The organism is Streptomyces sp. NPDC093600, assembly GCF_044764755.1.
Classification (GTDB): Bacteria; Actinomycetota; Actinomycetes; order Streptomycetales; family Streptomycetaceae; genus Streptomyces.
Genome location: NZ_JBIWIU010000002.1, coordinates 454,954 through 476,740 on the forward strand (window position 1 = coordinate 454,954; position 21,787 = coordinate 476,740).

General features: G+C 72.3%; 18 protein-coding genes and 1 pseudogene. 7 read left to right on the top strand and 12 right to left on the bottom strand.

The annotated features are described in order from the left end of the window. Positions 1-157: 157 nt before the first annotated feature. Positions 158-1,021 (bottom strand): 3-methyl-2-oxobutanoate hydroxymethyltransferase, encoded by an 864-nt coding sequence (gene panB / locus ACIRB4_RS07750; RefSeq protein ID WP_403289141.1) that lies wholly within the window; start codon positions 1,019-1,021, stop codon positions 158-160. A 367-nt stretch (positions 1,022-1,388) separates the two neighbouring features. Here panB and ACIRB4_RS07755 point away from each other — a divergent pair, with 367 nt between their 5' ends. Further along, entirely contained in the window at positions 1,389-2,411 is a 1,023-nt protein-coding gene (locus tag ACIRB4_RS07755; protein ID WP_403289143.1) for an endonuclease/exonuclease/phosphatase family protein, read from the top strand. A gap of 103 nt (positions 2,412-2,514) precedes the next feature. Continuing rightward, positions 2,515-3,072 (top strand): annotated as a pseudogene (locus ACIRB4_RS07760) (MFS transporter); the annotation flags it as partial. On the opposite strand, the gene ACIRB4_RS07765 reads toward ACIRB4_RS07760, so the two are convergent. Beyond that, on the bottom strand, positions 2,990-4,798 hold the full coding sequence (locus ACIRB4_RS07765; protein WP_403289145.1) for an NAD+ synthase: 1,809 nt from the start codon (positions 4,796-4,798) through the stop codon (positions 2,990-2,992). The pseudogene ACIRB4_RS07760 and the gene ACIRB4_RS07765 overlap by 83 nt on opposite strands. Positions 4,799-4,910: 112 nt before the next feature. Continuing rightward, positions 4,911-5,762 carry a DUF4190 domain-containing protein gene (locus ACIRB4_RS07770; RefSeq protein WP_403289146.1) on the bottom strand — a complete coding sequence of 284 codons (852 nt, stop codon included), beginning with the start codon at positions 5,760-5,762 and terminating at the stop codon, positions 4,911-4,913. Positions 5,763-6,043: 281 nt separating this feature from the next. On the opposite strand from ACIRB4_RS07770, the gene ACIRB4_RS07775 reads away from it, so the two are divergent. Next, positions 6,044-6,916: an alpha/beta fold hydrolase gene (locus ACIRB4_RS07775; protein WP_403289147.1), complete on the top strand. Its 873-nt coding sequence runs from the start codon at positions 6,044-6,046 to the stop codon at positions 6,914-6,916. On the opposite strand, the gene ACIRB4_RS07780 is transcribed toward ACIRB4_RS07775, so the two are convergent. From ACIRB4_RS07780 to ACIRB4_RS07795, 4 genes are all read right to left on the bottom strand, one after another. Beyond that, positions 6,901-7,320 carry a CBS domain-containing protein gene (locus ACIRB4_RS07780; protein ID WP_403289148.1) on the bottom strand — a complete coding sequence of 140 codons (420 nt, stop codon included), beginning with the start codon at positions 7,318-7,320 and terminating at the stop codon, positions 6,901-6,903. The genes ACIRB4_RS07775 and ACIRB4_RS07780 overlap by 16 nt on opposite strands. Before the next feature lie 199 nt (positions 7,321-7,519). Continuing rightward, positions 7,520-8,110 carry a DUF305 domain-containing protein gene (locus tag ACIRB4_RS07785; protein ID WP_403289642.1) on the bottom strand — a complete coding sequence of 197 codons (591 nt, stop codon included), beginning with the start codon at positions 8,108-8,110 and terminating at the stop codon, positions 7,520-7,522. Between the two features lie 56 nt (positions 8,111-8,166). Further along, positions 8,167-8,814: a DUF3105 domain-containing protein gene (locus ACIRB4_RS07790; RefSeq protein WP_403289149.1), complete on the bottom strand. Its 648-nt coding sequence runs from the start codon at positions 8,812-8,814 to the stop codon at positions 8,167-8,169. 80 nt (positions 8,815-8,894) lie between these two features. Further along, positions 8,895-9,233 (bottom strand): hypothetical protein, encoded by a 339-nt coding sequence (locus ACIRB4_RS07795; RefSeq protein ID WP_403289150.1) that lies wholly within the window; start codon positions 9,231-9,233, stop codon positions 8,895-8,897. A gap of 321 nt (positions 9,234-9,554) precedes the next feature. On the opposite strand from ACIRB4_RS07795, the gene ACIRB4_RS07800 reads away from it, so the two are divergent. Next, positions 9,555-10,916: a glutamine synthetase family protein gene (locus ACIRB4_RS07800; RefSeq protein WP_352188302.1), complete on the top strand. Its 1,362-nt coding sequence runs from the start codon at positions 9,555-9,557 to the stop codon at positions 10,914-10,916. A gap of 618 nt (positions 10,917-11,534) precedes the next feature. Here the strand turns inward: ACIRB4_RS07800 and ACIRB4_RS07805 are convergent. Both ACIRB4_RS07805 and ACIRB4_RS07810 read right to left on the bottom strand, forming a co-directional pair. Continuing rightward, entirely contained in the window at positions 11,535-11,966 is a 432-nt protein-coding gene (locus tag ACIRB4_RS07805; protein ID WP_403289152.1) for a VOC family protein, read from the bottom strand. A gap of 11 nt (positions 11,967-11,977) precedes the next feature. After that, complete coding sequence (locus ACIRB4_RS07810) at positions 11,978-12,490, bottom strand: pyridoxamine 5'-phosphate oxidase family protein (protein WP_403289154.1); 513 nt, start codon at positions 12,488-12,490, stop codon at positions 11,978-11,980. A 150-nt stretch (positions 12,491-12,640) separates the two neighbouring features. On the opposite strand from ACIRB4_RS07810, the gene ACIRB4_RS07815 reads away from it, so the two are divergent. Next, positions 12,641-15,664, top strand: a complete 3,024-nt coding sequence (locus tag ACIRB4_RS07815; RefSeq protein WP_403289155.1) for a bifunctional [glutamine synthetase] adenylyltransferase/[glutamine synthetase]-adenylyl-L-tyrosine phosphorylase — start codon at positions 12,641-12,643, stop codon at positions 15,662-15,664. Positions 15,665-15,756: 92 nt separating this feature from the next. Here ACIRB4_RS07815 and ACIRB4_RS07820 read toward each other — a convergent pair whose 3' ends face one another. Further along, positions 15,757-16,431, bottom strand: a complete 675-nt coding sequence (locus ACIRB4_RS07820) for a TetR/AcrR family transcriptional regulator (RefSeq protein ID WP_403289158.1) — start codon at positions 16,429-16,431, stop codon at positions 15,757-15,759. 139 nt (positions 16,432-16,570) lie between these two features. Here ACIRB4_RS07820 and ACIRB4_RS07825 point away from each other — a divergent pair, with 139 nt between their 5' ends. After that, a complete protein-coding gene (locus ACIRB4_RS07825) occupies positions 16,571-18,166 on the top strand; it encodes an APC family permease (RefSeq protein WP_403289159.1) in 1,596 nt (531 codons plus the stop codon). Further along, positions 18,076-19,644 carry an amidohydrolase gene (locus tag ACIRB4_RS07830; RefSeq protein WP_403289160.1) on the top strand — a complete coding sequence of 523 codons (1,569 nt, stop codon included), beginning with the start codon at positions 18,076-18,078 and terminating at the stop codon, positions 19,642-19,644. Before ACIRB4_RS07825 ends, ACIRB4_RS07830 begins: the two co-directional genes overlap by 91 nt. Here the strand turns inward: ACIRB4_RS07830 and ACIRB4_RS07835 are convergent. Together ACIRB4_RS07835 and ACIRB4_RS07840 are read right to left on the bottom strand one after the other, a co-directional pair. Beyond that, a complete protein-coding gene (locus tag ACIRB4_RS07835; protein ID WP_403289162.1) occupies positions 19,628-20,644 on the bottom strand; it encodes a phosphatase PAP2 family protein in 1,017 nt (338 codons plus the stop codon). The two genes, ACIRB4_RS07830 and ACIRB4_RS07835, sit on opposite strands and share 17 nt — an antisense overlap. A gap of 102 nt (positions 20,645-20,746) precedes the next feature. After that, positions 20,747-21,775, bottom strand: a complete 1,029-nt coding sequence (locus ACIRB4_RS07840; RefSeq protein ID WP_403289164.1) for a LacI family DNA-binding transcriptional regulator — start codon at positions 21,773-21,775, stop codon at positions 20,747-20,749. Positions 21,776-21,787: the final 12 nt, after the last annotated feature.

Sequence of the window (21,787 nt, forward strand, 5' to 3'; positions counted from 1 at the left end):
AGCCGCCACCGACAACGCCCCGACAGACGACCGACAGACGACCTGCGGACGAGCGACAGCCCGCCGATGGGGGATGTCGGCGGGCTGTCGGTCGTACCGCGGTGGCTGGTCCGTCCGGCGGTTCAGGGCCGGACACCCCCTGGGGGAAGCTGTGCCCCTAGTGGAAGCTGTGCTCCTCGGCGGGGAACGCCCCGCCGGTCACGTCCTGCGCGAAGGCGCGGGCGGCGTCGCCGAGCGTCTGCCGCAGGTCGGCGTACTGCTTGGTGAAGCGGGGCACCTTGCCGCCGGTCATACCGGCCATGTCGGTCCAGACGAGGACCTGGGCGTCCGTGTCCGGCCCGGCGCCGATGCCGATCGTCGGGATGTGCAGGGAGCGGGTGACCTCGGCGGCCAGTTCGGCCGGTACGAGCTCCAGGACGACCGCGAACGCGCCCGCGTCCTGCGCCGCCTTGGCGTCGCTGAGCAGCCGGTGCGCGGCCTCGTCGCCGCGGCCCTGGACGCGGTAGCCCATCGTGTTGACGGACTGCGGGGTCAGGCCCAGGTGGGACATGACCGGGATCCCGGCCTGGACGAGCAGCTCGGTCTGCGGCAGCGAGCGCTCGCCGCCCTCCAGCTTGACCGCGTTGACTCCCGCGTCCTTCACGAGGCGGGTGGCGTTGCGCAGGGCCTGTACGGGCCCTTCCTGGTACGAACCGAAGGGGAGGTCGCCGACGACGAGGGCGCGCTTGGTGCCCCGTACGACGGCGGCGGACAGGATCGTCATCTCGTCCATCGTGACGGGCACGGTGGTGTCGTAGCCGAGATGGCAGTTGCCCATGGAGTCGCCGACGAGGATGACCGGGATGCCGGCCTCGTCGAAGACGGACGCGGTCATCGCGTCGTAGGCGGTGAGCATGGGCCACTTCTCGCCCCGGGTCTTGGCGGCGGCGATGTCGTGGACGGTGATGCGGCGCGTGCCCTTGCCTCCGTACAGCGCCTTGGTGCTGTCGACGGACTGCTTCTGGGCAGCCTGAAGCGTCATGGTGAACGGCTCCTTCGTCATCTCGAGGCGCCCTGACGGCGTCCCCGGACCACGTCCATGGTGGCACTCCGCGCGGCGCAGGGGGAAGTGGGCCGGAGTGGTGCTCTTCACACCGCCGGTCACACCGCCGGGAAAACGCACGAATGTGCGCGTTCTGTCACAGCCGCGCCGCCCCGGCCGCCGGCCGGAACCCGCCGCGCCGCCCTGTCGTCCCTCGTGGCAGTGCGACCCGTCCGTCATCACCTAGTGTCGACGTCGGGTAGCGGAGAAGGAACGTGCGGCAGCGCGAGAACGACGAGCTGCCGCAGGACCGAGAAGCAGAGCAAGAGCAAGACGGCACGGCGGCAAGGCAGTGAGGACAGCGGAGATGGCGCGGGTGGACATGACGGAGACCGAGTACGGCGGCGCGCGGGACGAGCGCTCCGGATCGCGGATCCGATCGGCGTTCGACCGCCTGCGGGGCGACCGGGGCATCTGGCGCCGCGGGATCCTCCTGGCCGCCTGCGCGGTCCTGCTCACCTTCCTGATGGTCTTCCACGCCGAGATCCCCAACCGGGTCGGCAACCTGGGCAGCCTGACCGAGACCTTCCTTCCCTGGCTCGGCCTCTTCGTGCCGGTCCTGCTCGTCCTGGCGCTGCTGCGGCGCTCCGCGACCGCGCTGATCGCCCTGCTGCTCCCGGCCGTGGTCTGGCTCAATATCTTCGGCGGCCTGGTCACCGACAAGTCGACCGCCGGCGGTGACCTGACCGTCGCCACCCACAACGTGAACGCCGACAACCCCGACCCCGAGGGCACGGCCCGCCAGATCGCCGCCTCCGGCGCCGACGTGGTCGCCCTGGAGGAGCTCAAGGGCGAGATGGTCCCGGTCTACGAGCGCGGTCTCGCGGACACGTACAAGTACCACTCCGTGCAGGGCACCGTCGGGCTGTGGAGCAAGTACCCGATGAGCGAGACGCGCGAGGTGGACATCCAGATGGGCTGGACGCGCGCCATGCGCTCCACCGTCGCCACCCCCAAGGGCGAGGTGGCCGTGTACGTCGCGCACCTGCCGTCCGTACGGGTCAGGCTCGACGCGGGCTTCACCGCCAATCAGCGCGACAACAGCGCCAACGCGCTGGGTGAGGCGATCGCGGCCGACCCGCACGAGCGGATCGTGCTGCTCGGCGACCTCAACGGCACCATGAACGACCGTTCGCTCAACGCCGTCACCTCCCAGATGCGCTCCACCCAGGGCGCTTCCGGCGACGGCTTCGGCTTCAGCTGGCCGGCGTCGTTCCCGATGGCGCGGATCGACCAGATCATGGTCAAGAACGTCGAACCGGTCTCCTCCTGGGCGCTCCCGGAGACGAAGAGCGACCACCTGCCGATCGCGGCCCGCGTCCGGCTCTGACGGATCCCGGCCACGACGGGCGGCCGCCGGGACGACGGGGTCTCTCCGGAGCCGCCACCGCGCCGACGACCTCGGCACCTCCGTCCCCACAGCGGGCCACCCCGTCTCCGCCTACGCGATCGGCGTCGTCATCGGCGCTCCGCTGCGCCCGCTGACCGACCGGGCGCCGCGACCGACCCTGTACGGCTCCCTCGCCGCGCTCGCCCTCGTCCTGGTCGCCTTCCGGTTCACCGTCCATGTGCCGTGGCTGGCGCTCGTGACCGTCGTCGTCCTCGGCGCGGTCGGCTTCATGACCACCACCCCCCTCCAGATGCTGGTCATGAACCACGCCAAGGACGCGCCCACCCCGGCCTCCGCCTCCAACCACTCCGCCTCCAACCTGGCCAACGCGGCCGGCGCCTGGGCCGGTGGCTCGGCCGTCGCCGCGGGCTGGGGCTGGACCTCCCCGGCGCTCGTGGGCGCGGGTCTGGCGGTGGTGGGTCTGGCCGTCGCCGCCGTGGCGGGACTGCTCGACCGTACGGCGGAGGGGGCCTCCCGCGTCGTCGCGGGAAGCCCCCTCGCGGCGGAGGACGAGCGGGTCAGCGGGGCGTCGTCCCGGTCCTCGTCCCGGTCCTTGCCTCGCTCGTCGTCCCGCTCGTCGTCTCGCGCCAGCGGTTCGTGATCGGCAGGCGGCGGTCCTTGCCGAAGCCCTTCGCCGAGATCTTGGTGCCCGGCGGGTACTGGCGCCGCTTGTACTCCGCCGTGTCCACCATCCGCAGCGTCCTGGTCACCAGCTCCTCGTCGAAACCGGCCGCGACGATCGCCTCCTTGCCCTGGTCGCGGTCGACGTACAGCGCGAGGAGCCGGTCCAGGACGTCGTAGTCGGGCAGCGAGTCCGTGTCGACCTGGCCCGGCCGCAGCTCGGCGCTCGGCGGCTTGCTGATCGAGCTCTCCGGGATCGGCGGGATCTGGCCGCGCTCCTCGGCCGCCCGGTTGCGCCAGCGCGCGAGGCGGAACACGGCCGACTTGTACACGTCCTTGATAGGGCCGTACGCGCCGACCGAGTCGCCGTACAGGGTCGAATACCCCACCGCCAGCTCGGACTTGTTGCCCGGCGCGAGGACGATGTGGCCCTCCTGGTTGGAGATCGCCATCAGCATCGTGCCGCGCAGCCGCGACTGCAGGTTCTCCTCCGCGAGGCCGGTGAGGCCGAGGGAGCCCATGTACGCGTCGAACATCGGCTCGATCGACACCGTACGGAAGTTGAGTCCGGTGCGCCGGGCCAGTTCGGAGGCGTCGCCGCGGGAGTGGTCCGAGGAGTACTTCGACGGCATCGAGACGCCGTACACGTGCTGCGCGCCGACCGCGTCGCAGGCGATCGCGGCCACGAGCGCCGAGTCGATGCCGCCGGACAGACCGACGAGGACGGAGCGGAAGCCGTTCTTGGCGACGTACGCCCGCAGGCCCACGACCAGCGCCGAGTACACCTCCTCGTCGTCGTCGAGCCGGTCCGCGTACCCCCCGGTCAACTCCGGCTCGTACGCGGGCACCGGGTCCTCGGAGAGGATCACGCGGTCGATCCGCAGCCCGTCGTCGACGACGCCCGCCGGGGCGTCGGCCGCGGCGGCCGGCAGATCGAGGTCGAGGATCACGCTGCCCTCGGAGAACTGCGGCGCACGCGCGACGACTTCGCCGTTCGCGTCGACGACGATCGAGTCGCCGTCGAAGACGAGATCGTCCTGGCCGCCGATCATCGCGAGGTAGGCGGTGGTGCAGCCGGCCTCCTGGGCGCGCTTGCGGACCAGTTCCAGCCGGGTGTCGTCCTTGTTCTGCTCGTACGGCGAGGCGTTGATCGAGACGAGCAGCCCGGCGTTCGCGCTGCGGGCCGCCGGGACCCGGCCGCCGTCCTGCCAGAGGTCCTCGCAGATGGCGAGGGCGACGTCGACGCCGTGGACACGGACGACGGGCATGGTGTCGCCGGGCACGAAGTAGCGGAACTCGTCGAAGACGCCGTAGTTGGGCAGGTGGTGCTTGGCGAACGACAGCGCGACCCCGCCCCGGTGCAGCACCGCCGCCGCGTTCTGCGGCGCGCCGGCGGGCTGGCCGTACCTCGGCTGCGCCCGCTCGGAGCGGTCGAGATAGCCGACGATCACGGGAAGCTCCCCGAACCCCTCGTCATCGAGCCGCCGCGCGAGCGCCCGCAGCGCGGACCGGGACGCCTCGACGAAGGACGACCGCAGCGCCAGGTCCTCGACGGGATAGCCGGTCAGCACCATCTCGGGGAACGCGACCAGATGCGCGCCCTGAGCGGCGGAGTGCCGGGTCCAGTGGACGATCGCCTCGGCGTTGGCGGTGAGATCGCCGACGGTCGAGTCGATCTGATTCAGAGCGAGGCGTAGTTGAGGCACCCGCCCAGTGTAATCGTCAGAGCGACGCGATGTCCTGGGATAGGCCAGGAACGCGACGGTGCGGGGGCTGAGGGGGGCTCTCGGCGCCTCCCGGGGCGCCCCCGCACGGGGCTTATGAGGCCGGGCCGGTCCAGATGGCGTTGTCGTACGTCAGGACCGTCGGGCCCACCTCCAGCTGGATCTCGCCGGTCGCGTCGGCGGGCAGCGAGAAGGCGAAGTTCGCCTTGGCCTGCTTGCCAGGCAGCAGCGTGCCCTGGAACGGCTCGGAGGCCCGGCTGCCGTCGAAGATCTGGCTCGCCCGCGCGCCCTGGCCGTCCCGCACGTCCGGCAGCGCCGTCGTGATGTCGAGGGCCTTCTTGCCGCCGTTGACGATGGTGATGGTGAGCTGGACCGCCTTGTTTCCCCTGGTGTGCCCGGCGGCGAACTGGTCCGGCCGGTACGGCCGCGGCTTGGAGACCGTGACCTTCACACCGTCCTCGTACGTGTGCGTCCCGCCGAACGCCAGCGTCGCCGGGCCGGTCTCGGTGGGCTCGGGCTCCGGGGCGCCCGCCCCCGGTTCCGCGGGAGCGGTGCTCGCGCCCTCCGACCGGCCCTGCTCCCGCTCGATGTCGTCGCGGACGTCCTTCACCGCCGTGATGATGACGACCAGCCAGACGAGCGCGGCGGCGATCGCGACCGAGCCGAGCACGATGCCGGTCACCGCCTGCGCCTTGTCCGTCGCCTCGCCCTTGCGGGCGCGGCCGTGACCGACGATGCCGAGGACGAGGGCCACGACACCGAGGATGCCGCCCAGCCAGAACAGGAACGGGATGATCCCGAAGAACAGCCCCACGCAGCCCACGACCAGCGCGCCGATCCCGAGGCCGTTGCGGAGCTGGTGCGGAGGCTGCATCGGCGGGCCGGGCAGCCCGGCCGGCGGCGGCCCCCAGGGGGACTGGTCGGGGGCGTTCGGGGGCAGGGTCATGCGGCATCCTTCGAGCGAGGTAGGGGGTTCAGGGGGCTTTGACCGTCATGGACGCATCACACCGACCCTGTTGATCAAGACGTTAAGCCAGTCGAATGTGTACAGGCCAGGGATTTTGTGGACGAGACGTGTTCGTGACCGCCCCCGCCGCCGTATGCGGCCGCCCCGAAGCCTGTCGCCGCCGGTCCCGGTCTGCGGCAGACCCGGGCGGCGGCCGGGGGTCGGGCTCGTGAAAGTCTGGAGCGCACCACTCGCCGTTCCGCCGTGGCCAGGGAGCCTTCTTGAGCGTGTTCGTACGGATCGGGGGCGTGGCCCACCACGTCGTCGCCGAGGGTTCGGGGCCCGTCTGTGTGCTGAGTGCCGGGCTCGCCATGAGCTGGTTCGACTGGGACCCGGTCGTTCCGCTGCTCACCCCGCACCGCACGGTCGTCCGCTTCGACCGGCCGGGCCACGGGCTCTCCGCCCCCGCCGCCGTGCCGCCCAGCGCGACGGGCGAGGCGCACCGGATCGCGGGGCTCCTGGACGCGCTCGGCCTGCCGGGCCCCGCCACCGTCGTGGGGCACTCCATCGCCGGGTTCCACGCGGAGGCCTTCGCCCGGCTCCACCCGGACCGTACCGCCGGGATCGTCCTCGTCGACTCCTCCGTCGAGGAGCACGCCAGTACCCCCGCGGCCCCCGCGCTGCGCACCGCCGCCGCCCACGGCCTCGGGGCCCTGCTCGGCGCTCTCGGCGCCCCGGCCGCGGCCGGCCCCGCCGTCCGCCGCGCCACCGTCCGCCTGTCCCGCGCCCGACACGGCGCCGACCCGGCGCCCGCCCCGCTCGTCCGCCGCGTGTACGCCACCTCACGGGCCCTGCGCGGCGCGCTCCTGGAGAACACCCACTACCGCGCCGTCGCCGCCGAACTCCTCGTCCTGCGCGGACGCTTCCCCCTGCCGCCCGGCCGGCCCGTCACCGTCCTGGCGGCCCCCGACGGCTCCGCCCGCTGGGCGGGCCGCCAACGCGCGCTGGCCCGAGCGCTCGGCGCCCGCTACGAGGCGGTCGAACCCTCGGGCCATCTGGTGATGCTGGACCGCCCGGAAGCCGTCGCACGGGCGGTACTGGAACTGGATCGGGATCAGGGACAGGATCGGGGTGGGGATCAGGGCGCGGCGTAGACGCGCGCGCAGAACTCCTTGATCTGCTCGTCGTCCAGGTGCTGCGCCAGGTCCGCCTCGCTGATCATGCCGACGAGCCGCTTGTTCTCGATGACCGGAAGCCGCTTGATCTGGTGGCCGGTCATCTCGTCGAGGACCTCGCTCACGTCCGAACCCGCGTCGATCCAGCGCGGGGTGCCCTGCGCCATCTCGCCACAGGTGACCTTCGCCGGGTCATGGCCCTCGGCCACACAGCCGACCACGATGTCACGGTCCGTGATGATGCCGCAGAGCCGTTCGTTCTCGTCGGCGATCGGCAGCGCGCCGACATTCAGGTCGCGCATCATCTGCGCCGCGCGGTCGAGCGTCTCGTGCCGGGGGACCCAACGGGCCCCGGGATGCATGATGTCCTTCGCCGTGGTCATGGGGTGCGTACCTCCGTACAACGTCGTCGTACCTACGTCCCCGAGCGTCACCCATTCTCCGCGTACGGCGCGGCCCCCGCGACCGGTGCCGGTCGCGGGGGCCGCGCCGTGGGTCCGGCGACCGGCACCGGTCGCGGGGGCCGCGCCGTGGGTCCGGCGACCGGTCCTCGTGGCGAGGAGCCGCCGGCTCCGGACGGCGTCAGGCGCGCGGCTTCGCGCCCCGCTGCCTCAGCAGCTCCGCCATGAGCCCCATCTCGGACTCCTGGGCGTCGACCATGCCCTGCGCGAGGTTCCGCTCCACGTCCACGGAGCACTTGTCCACACAACCCTGGGCCATGTGGACCCCGCCCTTGTGGTGGTCGGTCATCAACTGGAGGTAGAGGATCTCCGCCTCCACGCCGCTGGCCTTCCGCAGCCGCTCCAGCTCCGTCTTCGTCGCCATGCCGGGCATCAGCGCCCCGTCGAGGGGCCCGCTGTCGCCGTGCCCGCCCATGCCCATCCAGGCCATCGGCTCCGTACCGGACTCGACCTTCGGCAGGCCCCACATGTCCAGCCAGCCCAGCATCATGCCGCGCTGGTTGGCCTGGGTGTTGGCGATGTCGTACGCCAGCCGGCGCACGTCCTCGTCCGTCGTCCGGTCGCGGACGATGAACGACATCTCGACGGCCTGCTGGTGGTGGACCGACATGTCACGGGCGAAGCCCGCGTCCGCCGAGCCCGACACCGGGGTCGCCGGCGCCTCCTCGCGCTCCGCGGAGGCGACCGTGACGGCGCCACCGGCGAACAGCATCGCCAGGGCGACGGCGATCACCGCCGCCCACTGCGTACGGTTCGGGCGGCCGCGGCTCACTGGCCGATCCCGCCGGTGCAGGCCGCGCCCGGCTCGGGGGTCTGCGGACCCTGCACGTACTTGGTGAAGAAGGCGTCGACGCGCGGGTCGGTCGCGCTGTCCACCGTCACCTGCTTGCCCCAGGCGCTCAGCATGATCGCGCCCGCCTGGTCGTCGACCGGGCTCATCAGCGAGTACGGCGTCTTCCCGACCTTCTCCGCCAGCTTCTTCACCTCGGCCTCGGGGGCCTTCTTGTTGTACGTGACCCAGACGGCGCCGTGCTCCAGCGAGTGCACGGCGTTCACCTCGGCGACGGGCGCCTTGTAGACGTCGCCGTCGCAGTTCTGCCAGACCTGGTGGTGGTCGCCGCCGACCGGGGGCTTCATCTCGTACGTCACGGCGGTGGTGACGTGGTTGCGGCCGAGCTTCTTGGCGTCCCAGGACTTCTCGTCCTTGATCGGGGCCTTGGCGACGGCCTCCTTCTGTTCCTTCTTCTCGGACTCCTTGTTGAGCATGTAGCCGCCGAAGCCGACGAGGCTGAGGACGACGACGGCGGAGACGCCGATCGTGAGGAAGCGGTTGCGGCGCTCGCGGGCCTGCTCGGCGCGGCGCATCTCCTCTATTCGGGCGCGGCGGTCGGCGGTGGCGGAGCGGTTGGCGGCCATGGTGATGTCGTCCTTCTTCGGTGAGGGGTGTCATGACGTGACGTGGCGTGCGGGATGAGCGCTGAGGCAGACCCGGCCGCTCACGTCCGCAGAACTTGAAGGACGTGCAGGTCCGGCGCGCGCGGCAGCGCGTCGGAGCGGGGCGCCAGGCCGGTGCGGTGCGGCGCGTCGAGGCGCGGGAGCCGGCCCTCCGCCTGCGGCGGGGGGTCCAGCGGCGGCGCGGTCAGTACCGCCGGGCTGAGCGAGGGGAAGAGGGAGCAGTCGTCGCGGTCGTACGGGCAGACGTACTCCTCGGCCTCCTCGGCCGCGAAGGCGAGCGTCATCCGGGGCTCGGAGGGACGGTGCGCCGGGGCGTCGGTGGTGCCCGCGCAGACGAAGAGCGCGGCGAGCAGCGTCGCCACGGCACTCACCAGCGCCATGGGACGCGCGTGCTGCGACAGGCGTGTGCGCCGCGGGGCCCCCATGGGCGCAGATCGTAGTGGGAGATGGCGTCGGATGGGCCGAACGGGGTACCGATCGATACCGGCCGGGTGGCCCAGGGGGCGAGCGGAGGGGAAACCCTGGGTGGGAACAGGCGCCCGGAATCGGCCCGTCCCTCGTTACCTGCGTCACAACCGAGCAGGCACTATGGGTGTGCAACGTGCGCGAAACCATGTGGTGGGATGCTCAGGTGCCCTCCGATGTGCCCGAGGCGGTGGGAACAGGCGGCCTGACCAGCAACGATGGGTAGGAACGTAAAAATGGACAAGCAGCAGGAATTCGTGCTCCGGACGCTCGAGGAGCGTGACATCCGGTTCGTGCGGCTGTGGTTCACCGACGTGCTCGGCTTCCTGAAGTCGGTGGCGGTGGCGCCCGCCGAGCTTGAGCAGGCGTTCGACGAGGGCATCGGCTTCGACGGCTCCGCCATCGAGGGGTTCGCCCGCGTCTACGAATCGGACATGATCGCCAAGCCGGATCCGAGCACCTTCCAGATCCTGCCGTGGCGCGCCGAGGCCCCGGGGACGGCGCGGATGTTCTGCGACATCCTCATGCCGGACGGCTCGCCGTCCTTCGCCGACCCGCGTTTCGTCCTGAAGCGCATCCTCGCCAAGACCTCGGACCTGGGCTTCACCTTCTACACCCACCCCGAGATCGAGTTCTTCCTCCTGAAGGACAAGCCGCTTGACGGCACGAAGCCGACCCCGGCCGACAACTCCGGCTACTTCGACCACACACCGCAGAACGTCGGCATGGACTTCCGCCGCCAGGCGATCACCATGCTGGAGTCGATGGGCATCTCGGTGGAGTTCTCCCACCACGAGGGCGCCCCGGGCCAGCAGGAGATCGACCTGCGCTACGCCGACGCACTGTCCACGGCCGACAACATCATGACCTTCCGCCTGGTCATGAAGCAGGTCGCGCTGGAGCAGGGCGTGCAGGCGACGTTCATGCCGAAGCCGTTCTCGGAGTACCCGGGCTCGGGCATGCACACCCACCTCTCCCTCTTCGAGGGCGACCGGAACGCGTTCTACGAGTCCGGCGCGGAGTACCAGCTCTCCAAGGTGGGACGCTCCTTCATCGCCGGCCTGCTCAAGCACGCGGCGGAGATCTCGGCCGTCACCAACCAGTGGGTCAACTCCTACAAGCGCATCTGGGGCGGCTCGGCCCGCAGCGCGGGCGCGGGCGGCGAGGCCCCCTCGTACATCTGCTGGGGCCACAACAACCGCTCGGCCCTGATCCGCGTCCCGATGTACAAGCCGGGCAAGACGGGCTCCTCCCGCGTCGAGGTCCGCTCCATCGACTCGGGCGCCAACCCCTACCTGACCTACGCGGTCCTCCTCGCGGCGGGCCTCAAGGGCATCGAGGAGGGCTACGAACTCCCGGCCGGCGCCGACGACGACGTATGGGCGCTCTCGGACGCGGAGCGCCGCGCGATGGGCATCGAGCCGCTGCCGCAGAACCTGGGCGAGGCGATCGCCCTGATGGAGAAGAGCGAACTGGTCGCGGAGACGCTGGGCGAGCACGTCTTCGACTTCTTCCTGCGCAACAAGAAGCAGGAGTGGGAGGAGTACCGCTCCGAGGTCACGGCCTTCGAGCTCCGCAAGAACCTGCCGGTGCTGTAGGCGCAGGTCGGAGCGGGTAGACCCTGGAACCGACGCTCAGGGCCGACGGTGGCGAACCGTCGGCCCTGAGCCGTCTCACTTGGCCTGGGCCGTCAGGCGTCGAACCGAGGACCCTCGTAGCGCCCGTCCACGGCCCGGCGCGGGCCCGGGCGGGGTGTTCATCGGGTTCTCCCTGGTCAGAGGGGCCGCTAGAGTCGAGGCCATGGGGAACGGCAGACGCGAGTGAAGCAGTGCAAGCAGTGCCACCGGCCGCTCGATCAGCGCCGGTGGAGGCGCCCGAAGCGATTCTGCCGCCGGCGGCACCAGGTGCGGTACTGGCTGGAAGAGATAGCCGACGCCGTGTTCGGCTAGGCGCCGTCACGCGCGCTGGAGCCCACTTGGGGAAGCCGACCGGCGCCGGACCGCCCAGACGCGGGCGGACAACCGGCACCAGCACGCCGGCGGCGGCGACCAGTCGAACGGGGTCTGCGGGACGAACCCGTGCCGGCTGCTGCGGCGGCCTGCGCAAGAACCCGCCGGTGCTGTGAGCGCGGCCCAGCGGCTACGGCCCACCCGAACGACAGACCGGCGCGGCGGAGGGCATCCGCCGTGCCGGGTTGCTCAGCTGTGCCGGGTCGCTCAGCGTTCCGACAGTTCCGACGGGGCCTCCTGGACCACCCAGCCGTTGCCGTCCGGGTCCTCGAAGGACATGAACGAGTTCCAGGTGTCGCCCTTGCCGTCCTCCCAGCCCGACGCGCCGACGTGGCGGATCGGGGTGACGTCCACGCCCCGGTCGATCAGCTCCCGGCGGGCCGCCTCGATGTCCGTCACGCAGAGCTGGAGGCCGTGGAGCGAGCCCGGCGCCATCTCCTTCGTGCCCGGCATCGTCGGCATTCCGCTGAGCATCGCGATCGAACAGCGCGAGCCGGGCGGGGTCGCCTGGATGATCCGCATCCCCGGCGCCACCTCGTCGTCGAGATCGATCTTGAAGCCGCACTTGTCGCCGTAGAACTCCTTCGCCCGGTCCATGTCGGTGACAGGCACGGGAACGACTTCGAGCGTCCAGTTCATGGAGATACTCCTCAGAAACGCCAGCGGGTCTGGCCGAACGGCTCGCCCTTGGCGAAGCCGAAGGCCGTGCGGGGCGCGACGGCGAACACCAGGGCGACTCCACCGTCGCCCACGAAGACGCCGTCGCGCACGTCGAATCGCCAATCCGGGCCGTACTTGTCGACATAGGCGCCGGCCAGGGCGCGCAGCCGCGTCTCGTCCGTCACCCGGACGGCCTCGCCCTCGATCACGACGTCGAAGCCCGCGGAGAGGCTGTTCGTGCCGGTGGTGAGGGCCACCTGGGCGTTGGCCGACAGATTGCGGGCCTTGCGCTCGTCCGGTCCGGTGCAGAAGTGCAGCGCCCCCTCCGACCAGACCGCGATCAGCGGCGTGACGTGCGGGCGGCCGTCGGGGCGGACCGAGGTCAGCCAGAAGACCTCCGCCCCGGTGAGTCGGGCGACGGCCTCCGACCAGTCGGCGGCGTGCGCCTCCGGCGCGCTGTAGCGGGGGTCCAGCGAGGTCTCGGTGGGCATGGCGGGAGGCATGGCGCGGTCCTTTCGACGAGTGCCGTCACCAGGGCAGACCGTCCCCGGGCCACGAACTCATCGGTCCCCGGTCCTGGAGCGACCCCGCCCCGCCCTCCGGATAGGCTCGAATCCTTGAACGGTGGAAGGAACGGCGGAGGGAGCGGCGGAATGACGGTGCCGGGGCGCAGGAGCAGTATCTTCACGCGGCTGCTGCGGCACGGGTTCACCGATCCGTCCGGCGCCGAGCGGCTGCTCGACGTCCCCGAGCTGGGCGCCCTGCGCGGCGACTCCGTGCTGCTCGACGCGCTCGGCGCCACCGCCGACCCCGACCTGGCCCTGCGCGGCCTGGTCCGCCTGGTCGAGGCGCAGCCCGACGAGGAACGCCAGACCCTCACCTCCACGCTGCTGTCCGCCAAGCCGTTCCGCGACCGGCTCCTCGGCGTGCTCGGCACCTCCGAGGCCCTCGGCGACCACCTGGCCCGCCACCCCCGTGACTGGCACGCCCTGGTCACGTACGAGGCGGCCGATCTCCACCCCGGCGTCGCCGAGTTCGAGCGGTGCCTCGCCGACGCCACCGACCCCGTCTCCCTGCGGGTCGCCTACCGCCGCTGCCTCCTCGCGATCGCCGCCCGGGACGTCTGCGGCACCATCGACGTCGCCCAGACCGCCGCCGAGCTGGCCGACCTCGCCACCGCGACGCTGCGCGCCGCCCTCGCCATCGCCCGCAGCGCCGCCCCGGAGGACGCGGCGCTGTGCCGGCTCGCCGTCATCGCGATGGGCAAGTGCGGCGGCCACGAGCTCAACTACGTCTCCGACGTGGACGTGATCTTCGTCGGCGAGCCCATCGAGGGTGTGTCCGGCACCTCCGGCACCTCCGGCACGTCCGGCACGGAGGAGGCCAAGGCGCTCCAGGCCGCGACCCGGCTGGCCTCCCACCTCATGCGGATCTGCTCGGAGGCCACCGTCGAGGGCACCATCTGGCCCGTCGACGCCAACCTCCGCCCGGAGGGCCGCAACGGCCCCCTCGTCCGCACCCTCTCCTCCCACCTCGCCTACTACCAGCGCTGGGCCAAGACCTGGGAGTTCCAGGCCCTGTTGAAGGCCCGTCCCGTGGCGGGCGACCCGGAGCTCGGCGCCGCCTACATCGCGGCCGTCTCCCCGCTCGTCTGGCAGGCCGCCGAGCGCGAGAACTTCGTCCCCGACGTGCAGAAGATGCGCCGCCGCGTCGTCGAGAACATCCCGGCCGCCCAGGTGGAACGCGAGCTGAAGCTCGGCCCCGGCGGCCTGCGGGACGTCGAATTCGCCGTCCAGCTCCTGCAGTTGGTGCACGGCCGCAGCGACGCCACGCTGCGCGGCGGCAGCACCCTGGACGCCCTGAGGTCGCTCGCCGCCGGCGGCTACGTCGGCCGCGTCGACGCGGCCCAGCTCGACGCGGCGTACCGCTTCCTGCGCGCCATGGAGCACCGCATCCAGCTCCACCGGCTGCGCCGCACCCATCTCGTACCCGAGGACGAGACCGACCTGCGCCGGCTCGGGCGCTCGCTCGGACTGCGCACCGACCCCGTCGCGGAGCTGAACCGCGAGTGGAAGCGGCACGCCGCCGTCGTCCGCCGGCTGCACGAGAAGATCTTCTACCGGCCGCTGCTCGACGCGGTCGCCCAGCTCACCCCCGGCGAGACCCGGCTCAGCCCCAAGGCCGCGGGCCAGCGGCTCGAAGCGCTCGGTTACGCCGACCCCGTCGCCGCCCTGCGCCACCTGGAGGCCCTGGCCTCCGGCGTCACCCGCAAGGCGGCGATCCAGCGCACGCTGCTCCCGGTCCTGCTCGGCTGGTTCGCGGACTCCGCCGACCCCGACGCCGGGCTCCTCGGCTTCCGCAAGGTCTCCGACGCGCTCGGCAAGACCCCCTGGTACCTGCGCCTGCTGCGCGACGAGGGCGCGGCGGCCGAGAACCTCGCCCGGGTGCTCTCCGCCGGGCGGCTCGCCCCCGACCTGCTGCTGCGCGCGCCCGAGGCGGTGGCGATCCTCGGCGACCCGGAGGGGCTGACCCCGCGCGGCCGCGACCACCTCGAACAGGAGGTGCTGGCCGCCGTCGGCCGCGCCGACAGCGCCGAGCAGGCGGTCGCGGCGGCCCGTGGCGTTCGCCGCCGCGAGCTGTTCCGTACCGCCGCCGCCGACATCATCGGCTCCTACGGCACGGAGGACAGCCCGCGCGAGCACGACCCGGGCGCGCTGGTCGACCGGGTCGGCCAGGCGGTGACCGACCTCAACGCGGCGACCATCGCGGGCGCGCTGCGGGCCGCGGTGCGCGCCGAGTGGGGGGACCGGCTGCCGACGCGGTTCGCGGTCATCGGCATGGGCCGGTTCGGCGGGCACGAGCTCGGCTACGGCTCCGACGCCGACGTCCTGTTCGTGCACGAGCCGCGCGAGGGCGTGGCCGAGCACGAGGCGGCGCGGGCCGCGAACCGGGTCGTCACGGAGATGCGCCGGCTCCTCCAACTCCCCACCGCCGACCCGCCGTTGCTGATCGACGCGGATCTGCGACCGGAGGGCAAGAGCGGTCCGCTGGTCCGTACGCTGAAGTCGTACGAGGCCTACTACCGCCGCTGGTCCCTGGTCTGGGAGAGCCAGGCCCTGCTGCGCGCCGAACCGATGGCGGGCGACCCGGAGTTGGGGAAGCGGTTCATCGAGCTGATCGATCCGCTGCGCTATCCGGCGGAGGGCCTCGGCGAGGACGCGGTGCGCGAGATCCGCCGCCTCAAGGCCCGGATGGAGAACGAGCGTCTGCCGCGCGGAGCGGATCCGACGCTCCACGCGAAGCTGGGCCGGGGCGGTCTGAGCGACGTCGAGTGGACGGTCCAGCTGCTCCAGATGCGCCACGGCTGGGCGGAGCCCGGGCTGCGCACCACCCGGACCCGCGACGCGCTGGCCGCCGCCCGGGCGGCGGAGCTGATCCCCACGGACGAGGCGCAGATCCTGGACGAGGCCTGGGTCCTGGCGAGCCGCGTCCGCAACGCCGTGATGCTGGTCCGCGGCCGGCCCGGAGACACCTTCCCGTCCGACGGCCGCGAACTGGCCGCGGTGGGGCGCTACCTCGGCTACGGCCCCGGTCACGTCGGCGAGATGGTCGACGACTACCGCCGGATCACGCGCCGGGCCAGGGCCGTGGTGGAGGAGCTGTTCTACGGAGCCTGAGCGCGGGCGACGTGCTGGGTCGGGCTGCGGAGCGCGGCGGCCGCGTCGGCCCCCGGCTACGGAGCCTGAGCGGGCAGAAGCGTCGGGCCGGGCTACGGAGCCTGAGCGTGGCGGCCGCGTCGGCCCCCGGCCACGGGGCCTGGCGCCCCGCGCCCGTCGGCATGGCCCGTCGGCATGCCCCGGCAGTGCGTCAGGAACGCCTCCAGCGCCAGCTCGAACGCCGCGTTCGCGCGGTCCGCGGCCGCCGCCGTCAGCGCCTCGGCAAGCCGTGGCGTGGTCGTCTCGTCGGGCAGCTCCCACATGGTCCGCGGGGCCGCCAGGTCGAGCGCCGAGCCGAGGACCAGGTTCTCCAGGGCGACGATCACGGTCATGACGTCGGCGTTCGCGAATCCGGCGGCCAGCAGGCGGCCGACCGCGCGCTCGTACTGGGCGAGGACCTTCGGCGCGCGGACCGGTGAGGTCATCAGCATCGGGATGACCCGGGGGTGGGCCGCGAAGGCCGAGCGGTAGGAGCGCGCCCAGGCGGCCATCGCCGCGTCCCACGGCTCCAGGTCGAGCGTCCCGCCGTCGATCGCGTCGCAGACCCGCTCCCGCATCAGCTCGACGACCCCGCTCCGGCCGTCCACGTGGTGATACAGCGACCCGGTCTGCACGCCGAGCGCCCTGGCGATCTGCGGAACGCTGAAATCCCCCTGCGCGCTGACGAGTTGGAGCGCCGTCGTGGTGATGCGCTCCCGGTCGATCAAGGGTGTCCGCGGCCGTCCCATGCTCCCGCTCTCTCGCTGAGGTCTTCCCGTACGTCGTCTCGGAGGCTACATTGCCGCAACCGAAAGCCTTTAGGTTTTCGGTCGCGCACCCTCCGCGCGCACCCTCCTTCCCCGCCGTAGCAGAAGGGCTCCCCCTTCCATGCCCGCACCCACCTCCCCCGACGAGCCCGAGGGGCTGAGAACCGGCACGCTCTCCACCGCCGACATCTCCTTCTTCGTCGTCTCCGCCGCCGCCCCGCTCACCGTGATGGCCGGTGTCGCCCCGATCGCCCTCGTCCTCGGCGGCATCGGCGCCCCCGCCGGGTATCTCCTCGCGGGCGTCACCCTCGCGATCTTCGCCGTCGGGTTCACCACGATGACCCGCCACGTCAAGAGCGGCGGCGCGTTCTACGCGTACATCACCCGGGGCCTCGGCAAGCCCGTCGGCATCGCCGCCGCCCTGCTCGCCATGCTCGGCTACAACGGCATGGAGATCGGCGTCTACGGCCTGCTCGGCTCCGCCACCGCCGACACCGCCCACGCCCTGTGGGGCGTCGACATCCCCTGGCTCCCCGTCTCGATCGCCGGTCTGCTGCTCATCTGGTACGGCGGCTTCCGCTCGATCGACTTCGGCGCCAAGGTCCTCGGCGTCCTGCTCGTCGCCGAGACCGGCATCCTCGTCCTGCTCGCCGCCGGCGTGCTGCTCGAAGGCGGCGCGGACGGGCTCTCGTTCGCCTCCTTCGCCCCCGCCCACGTCCTGGTCCCCGGCAGCGCGGCCGTCCTCGCCTTCGCATTCACCGCCTTCACCGGCTTCGAGTCGACCGTGATCTACCGGCGCGAGGCCCGGAACCCCGCCCGCACCATCCCGCGCGCGACCTACATCGCCGTCTGCTTCCTCGGCCTCTTCTACGCCTTCGTCGTCTGGACCGTCATCCAGGCCTTCGGCGACGACAAGGTCGTCGAGGCCGCCGCGGGCGACACCGGCGGGCTCTTCTTCGCCGCGATCACCACCTACGTCGGCGCCTGGGCCGCCGACCTGATGCACGTCTTCATCGTCACCAGCGTCCTCGCCTCCCTCCTCGCCTTCCACAACGCGATCAACCGCTACGGCCTCGCGCTCGCCGAGGAGGGCGTGCTGCCGCCGCTCCTCGGCAGGGTCCACCCGCGCCACCGCTCCCCGTACGTCGCGGGCCTCGCGCAGACCGTCCTCGGCCTGGCCGTCGTCCTCGGCTTCGCGGCCGCGGACGCCGATCCGTACACGCAGCTCCTGCTCTGGGTGAACACCCCCGGCGGCATCGGCCTCATGGCCCTCCAGCTCCTGGCGGCCCTCGCCGTCCCGCTCTACTTCCGCCGCGTCCGCCACGGGGAAGGCGTCCTGCGCACCGTCGTCGCCCCGGTCGTCGCGGCCGTGCTGCTCGCCGGGGCGATCGTCCTGGTCGTCTCCAAGATCGACGTCTTCACCGGGGCCTCCGCCACCGTCAACACGGTCCTCGTCGCCCTCGTCCCCGGCGTCTTCCTCCTCGGCCTGCTCCTGGCGTACCGGCTGCGCCGCACCCGCCCCGAGGTGTACGCGAACTTCGCCGCCGAACCGGATTCCGAACCGGATTCCGAACCCCGTTCCGGTCCCGATTCCGACCCCGCATCCACCCAAGGAGAAGAGCCGTCGTGTCCGCACCCGACCTCGTCCTCGTCAACGCCCGAGTCCGCACGCCCGAGCTCACCGGCCACACCGCTGTCGCCGTCCGCGACGGACTGATCACCGCCCTCGGCGACGACACCGACGCCCGCGACTGGAGCGGCCCCGGCACCGAGACGGTCGACCTGGCCGGCGCCACCCTCACCCCCGGTCTCACCGACGCGCACAGCCACCCCGTGTGGGGCCTGGAGATGTTCACCGGCACGGACCTGTCCGCCGTGCGCGACCTCGACGAGCTGCGGGCCGTGCTCGCCGGCGCCGAGCGCCGGGACGGCTGGGTGATCGGCGCCGGCCTCGACCACAACGTCTTCGGCGGCCGCCCGATCCACCACGACCTCATCGAGGACGTCCTCGGCGGCGCCCCCGCCCACCTGCGGCTCTACGACGGGCACTCCACCCTCGTCAGCGTCGCGGCGCTCAAGGCCGCGGGCGTCGACGGCCCCCGCGCCTTCGCCCAGCGCTCCGAGGTCGTCTGCGACGCCGACGGACGGCCCACCGGCCATCTGATCGAGCACGCCGCCATGGATCTGATGACCCCGCTGCTGCCCGTCCAGCCCTACGCCGAGCGGCGCGACCGGCTCGTCGCGCTGCTGAGCTCCATGGCCGCCACCGGCCTGACCGGTGCCCATGTCATGGACCTCGGCGGACACGACGTACCCGGGCTGCTGGCCGCCCTGGAGGAGGACGGCGACCTGCCGCTGCGGCTGCGGCTGGCCCCCTGGTGCATGCCCGGCGCCGACCGGGAGGAGCTGGCGGAGCTGGTACGGCTCCAGAAGCGGGCCGGGCGCCTGTGGCGGGTCGGCGGCGTGAAGTTCTTCATGGACGGCACCGTCGAGGGCGGCACCGCCTGGCTGGAGCACGCCGACTGCCACGGCCAGGGCACGGACGCCTTCTGGCCCGACCCGGCCGCCTACTCCGCCGCCGTACGCCACCTCCACGAGGCCGGGGTCGGCACCGCGACGCACGCCATCGGCGACGCGGCCGTCCGCCACGTCCTCGACACCGTGGAAGCCCTCGGGCCCGGTGGCCCCCGGCACCGTGTCGAGCACATCGAGACCGTGCCGGACGACCAGCTCGGCCGGTTCGCGGCGCTCGGGGTGGTGGCCTCGATGCAGCCCCCGCACACCGCGTACACCCGCGCCGACCGCACCGACGAGTGGTCGAAGCGGCTCGGGGAGGAGCGGGCCGGACGGGCCTGGCGGTGCCGGGATCTGCGGGACGCCGGGGCGTACCTCGCGCTCGGCTCGGACTGGCCGATCGCCCACTATGACGCCCGGCAGATCCTCGCCACCGCCCAGACCCCGCGCGGCGCGGCCTCGGCGCGGCACGGGCTGACCGGCCTCATGGCCCTTGAGGGCCTGACCACGCACGCGGCGGTCGCGGCCGGGGAGGAGGCGATCGCCGGGCGGATCGCGCCGGGCTACCGCGCGGATCTCACCGCGTTCACCGTCGACCCGGTGACGGCACCGGCCGACGAGACCGAGCGGGCGCCGGTCCGGCTCACCATGGCCGGGGGCCGCGTCACCTACCGGTGCTGACCGGGGCCTGGTCGGCGTCGTACTCGGGGCCGCGGCCGGGTTCCCGCGCGGGGCTCGCCGCGGCGACCGGACCGCGGCCCTCCGTGTCCAGACCGTCCAGACCGTCCAGGTCGTCCACGTCGTCGAGACCGCCCACGTCGGCGCCCGCCGCGGGCACCGCGCCACGCGCCACCGGTTCCGCCGGTCCGACCAGCTTGGGCAGCCGCTGCGGCGCCGAGCCGTACCAGACGTACGAGACGCCGAAGCCGAAGGCCAGGCAGATCATGCCGCCCACGGCGTCCAGCCAGAAGTGGTTGGCCGTGGCCACGATGACGACCAGCGTCAGCGTCGGGTAGAGCAGCCCCAGGATGCGCGCCCACGGCGCCTTGGCCAGGGCGAAGATGGTCAGACCGCACCACAGCGACCAGCCGATGTGCATCGACGGCATCGCGGCGTACTGGTTCGACATGTGCTTGAGGTTGCCGGAGGCCATCGAGCCCCAGGTCTGGTGCACCAGGACGGTGTCGATGAAGCTCTGGCCGTTCATCAGCCGGGGCGGCGCGAGCGGATACAGGTAGTAACCGACCAGGGCCACACCGGTGGTGGCGAACAGGACCGTACGGAAACCGGCGTAACGCCCCGGCTGCCACCGGTACAGCCACACCAGCACACCGATCGTCACGACGAAGTGCAGCGTGGCGTAGTAGTAGTTCATCGACACGATCAGCCATGTCACCGAGTTCACGGCATGGTTGACGGTCTGCTCGAAAGCCAGGCCGAGCGACTGCTCGGCCTGCCAGATCCAGTCGGCGTTCCGCAGCGCCTGGGCTTTCTGCTCCGGCACCGCGTTGCGAATGAGCGAGTACGTCCAGTAACTGACCGCGATGAGCAGGATCTCGAACCAGATCCGCGGCCGTCGAGGCACGCGAGCGCGCAGACGCGCGAACCTGCCGTCGGCCACGATGGGTGACGGGGTGGCCGCTGTCCGGCGTTCCAAACTCTTCACGGTCGTTTCACCCATAGGGAGAGAGTCTGCCAGATCCACGCCCCTCGACCGATCATCCTCCGGTCGGGTTCTCGGCGCATGTGCTCCGCCTCGGGAGGGAGGCCGGGCGCGCCGGGATCAGGGGTTCCTCGGGGTCGGGGCGGAAGCGGTTGAACCGCGAACCACCAGTTCGGGCATGAAGACGAACTCGCTGTGCGGGGCGGGGGTCCCCCCGATCTCCTCGAGCAGCGCGCGGACCGCCGCCTGCCCCATCGCCTGCACGGGCTGGCGGATGGTGGTCAGCGGCGGATCGGTGAACGCTATGAGCGGCGAGTCGTCGAAGCCGACCACCGAGACGTCCTTGGGGACGTGCAGCCCCCGCTGCCGGGCGGCGCGGATGGCGCCGAGCGCCATCATGTCGCTGGCGCAGACGACGGCGGTGCAGCCGGCCGAGATCAGGGCGCCCGCGGCGGCCTGGCCGCCCTCCAGGGTGTAGAGGGAGTGCTGGATCAGCTCCTCGGACTCCTCGGCGGAGAGGCCGAGCCGGTCCCGCATGCCGAGCCGGAAGCCCTCGATCTTGCGCAGCACCGGTACGAACCGCTTGGGCCCGACCGCGAGGCCGATCCGGGTGTGGCCGAGCGCGGCCAGGTGCGTCACGGCCAGCTGCATCGCGGCCCGGTCGTCGGGCGAGACGAAGGGAGCCTGGACCTTGGGGGAGAAGCCGTTGATCAGGACGTACGGGACACCCTTGCCGCGCAGCTGGTCGTAGCGCGTCATGTCGGCCGTGGTGTCGGCGTGCAGTCCCGAGACGAAGATGATGCCGGAGACCCCGCGCTCGACGAGCATGTCGGTGAGCTCGTCCTCGGTGGACCCGCCGGGGGTCTGGGTGGCGAGGACGGGGGTGTAGCCCTGCCGGGTCAGGGCCTGCCCGATGACCTGCGCGAGCGCGGGGAAGATCGGGTTGTCCAGTTCGGGGGTTATGAGTCCCACCAGTCCGGCGCTGCGCTGGCGCAGCCGCACCGGACGCTCGTACCCGAGGACGTCGAGTGCGGCGAGCACGGATTCACGGGTGGCCGCGGCCACACCGGGCTTGCCGTTGAGCACGCGGCTGACTGTGGCTTCACTGACCCCCGCCTGGGCTGCGATGTCGGCAAGCCGCGCGGTCATGGGATTGGACTG

Coding starts and splice junctions, on each gene's coding strand:
- panB (WP_403289141.1), bottom strand. CDS start 1,021: ATGACGCTTCAGGCTGCCCAGAAGCAGTCCGTCGACAGCACCAAGGCG.
- ACIRB4_RS07755 (WP_403289143.1), top strand. CDS start 1,389: ATGGCGCGGGTGGACATGACGGAGACCGAGTACGGCGGCGCGCGGGAC.
- ACIRB4_RS07770 (WP_403289146.1), bottom strand. CDS start 5,762: ATGACCCTGCCCCCGAACGCCCCCGACCAGTCCCCCTGGGGGCCGCCG.
- ACIRB4_RS07780 (WP_403289148.1), bottom strand. CDS start 7,320: ATGACCACGGCGAAGGACATCATGCATCCCGGGGCCCGTTGGGTCCCC.
- ACIRB4_RS07785 (WP_403289642.1), bottom strand. CDS start 8,110: ATGCTGTTCGCCGGTGGCGCCGTCACGGTCGCCTCCGCGGAGCGCGAG.
- ACIRB4_RS07790 (WP_403289149.1), bottom strand. CDS start 8,814: ATGGCCGCCAACCGCTCCGCCACCGCCGACCGCCGCGCCCGAATAGAG.
- ACIRB4_RS07795 (WP_403289150.1), bottom strand. CDS start 9,233: ATGGCGCTGGTGAGTGCCGTGGCGACGCTGCTCGCCGCGCTCTTCGTC.
- ACIRB4_RS07800 (WP_352188302.1), top strand. CDS start 9,555: ATGGACAAGCAGCAGGAATTCGTGCTCCGGACGCTCGAGGAGCGTGAC.
- ACIRB4_RS07805 (WP_403289152.1), bottom strand. CDS start 11,966: ATGAACTGGACGCTCGAAGTCGTTCCCGTGCCTGTCACCGACATGGAC.
- ACIRB4_RS07810 (WP_403289154.1), bottom strand. CDS start 12,490: ATGCCTCCCGCCATGCCCACCGAGACCTCGCTGGACCCCCGCTACAGC.
- ACIRB4_RS07815 (WP_403289155.1), top strand. CDS start 12,641: ATGACGGTGCCGGGGCGCAGGAGCAGTATCTTCACGCGGCTGCTGCGG.
- ACIRB4_RS07820 (WP_403289158.1), bottom strand. CDS start 16,431: ATGGGACGGCCGCGGACACCCTTGATCGACCGGGAGCGCATCACCACG.
- ACIRB4_RS07825 (WP_403289159.1), top strand. CDS start 16,571: ATGCCCGCACCCACCTCCCCCGACGAGCCCGAGGGGCTGAGAACCGGC.
- ACIRB4_RS07835 (WP_403289162.1), bottom strand. CDS start 20,644: ATGGGTGAAACGACCGTGAAGAGTTTGGAACGCCGGACAGCGGCCACC.
- ACIRB4_RS07840 (WP_403289164.1), bottom strand. CDS start 21,775: ATGACCGCGCGGCTTGCCGACATCGCAGCCCAGGCGGGGGTCAGTGAA.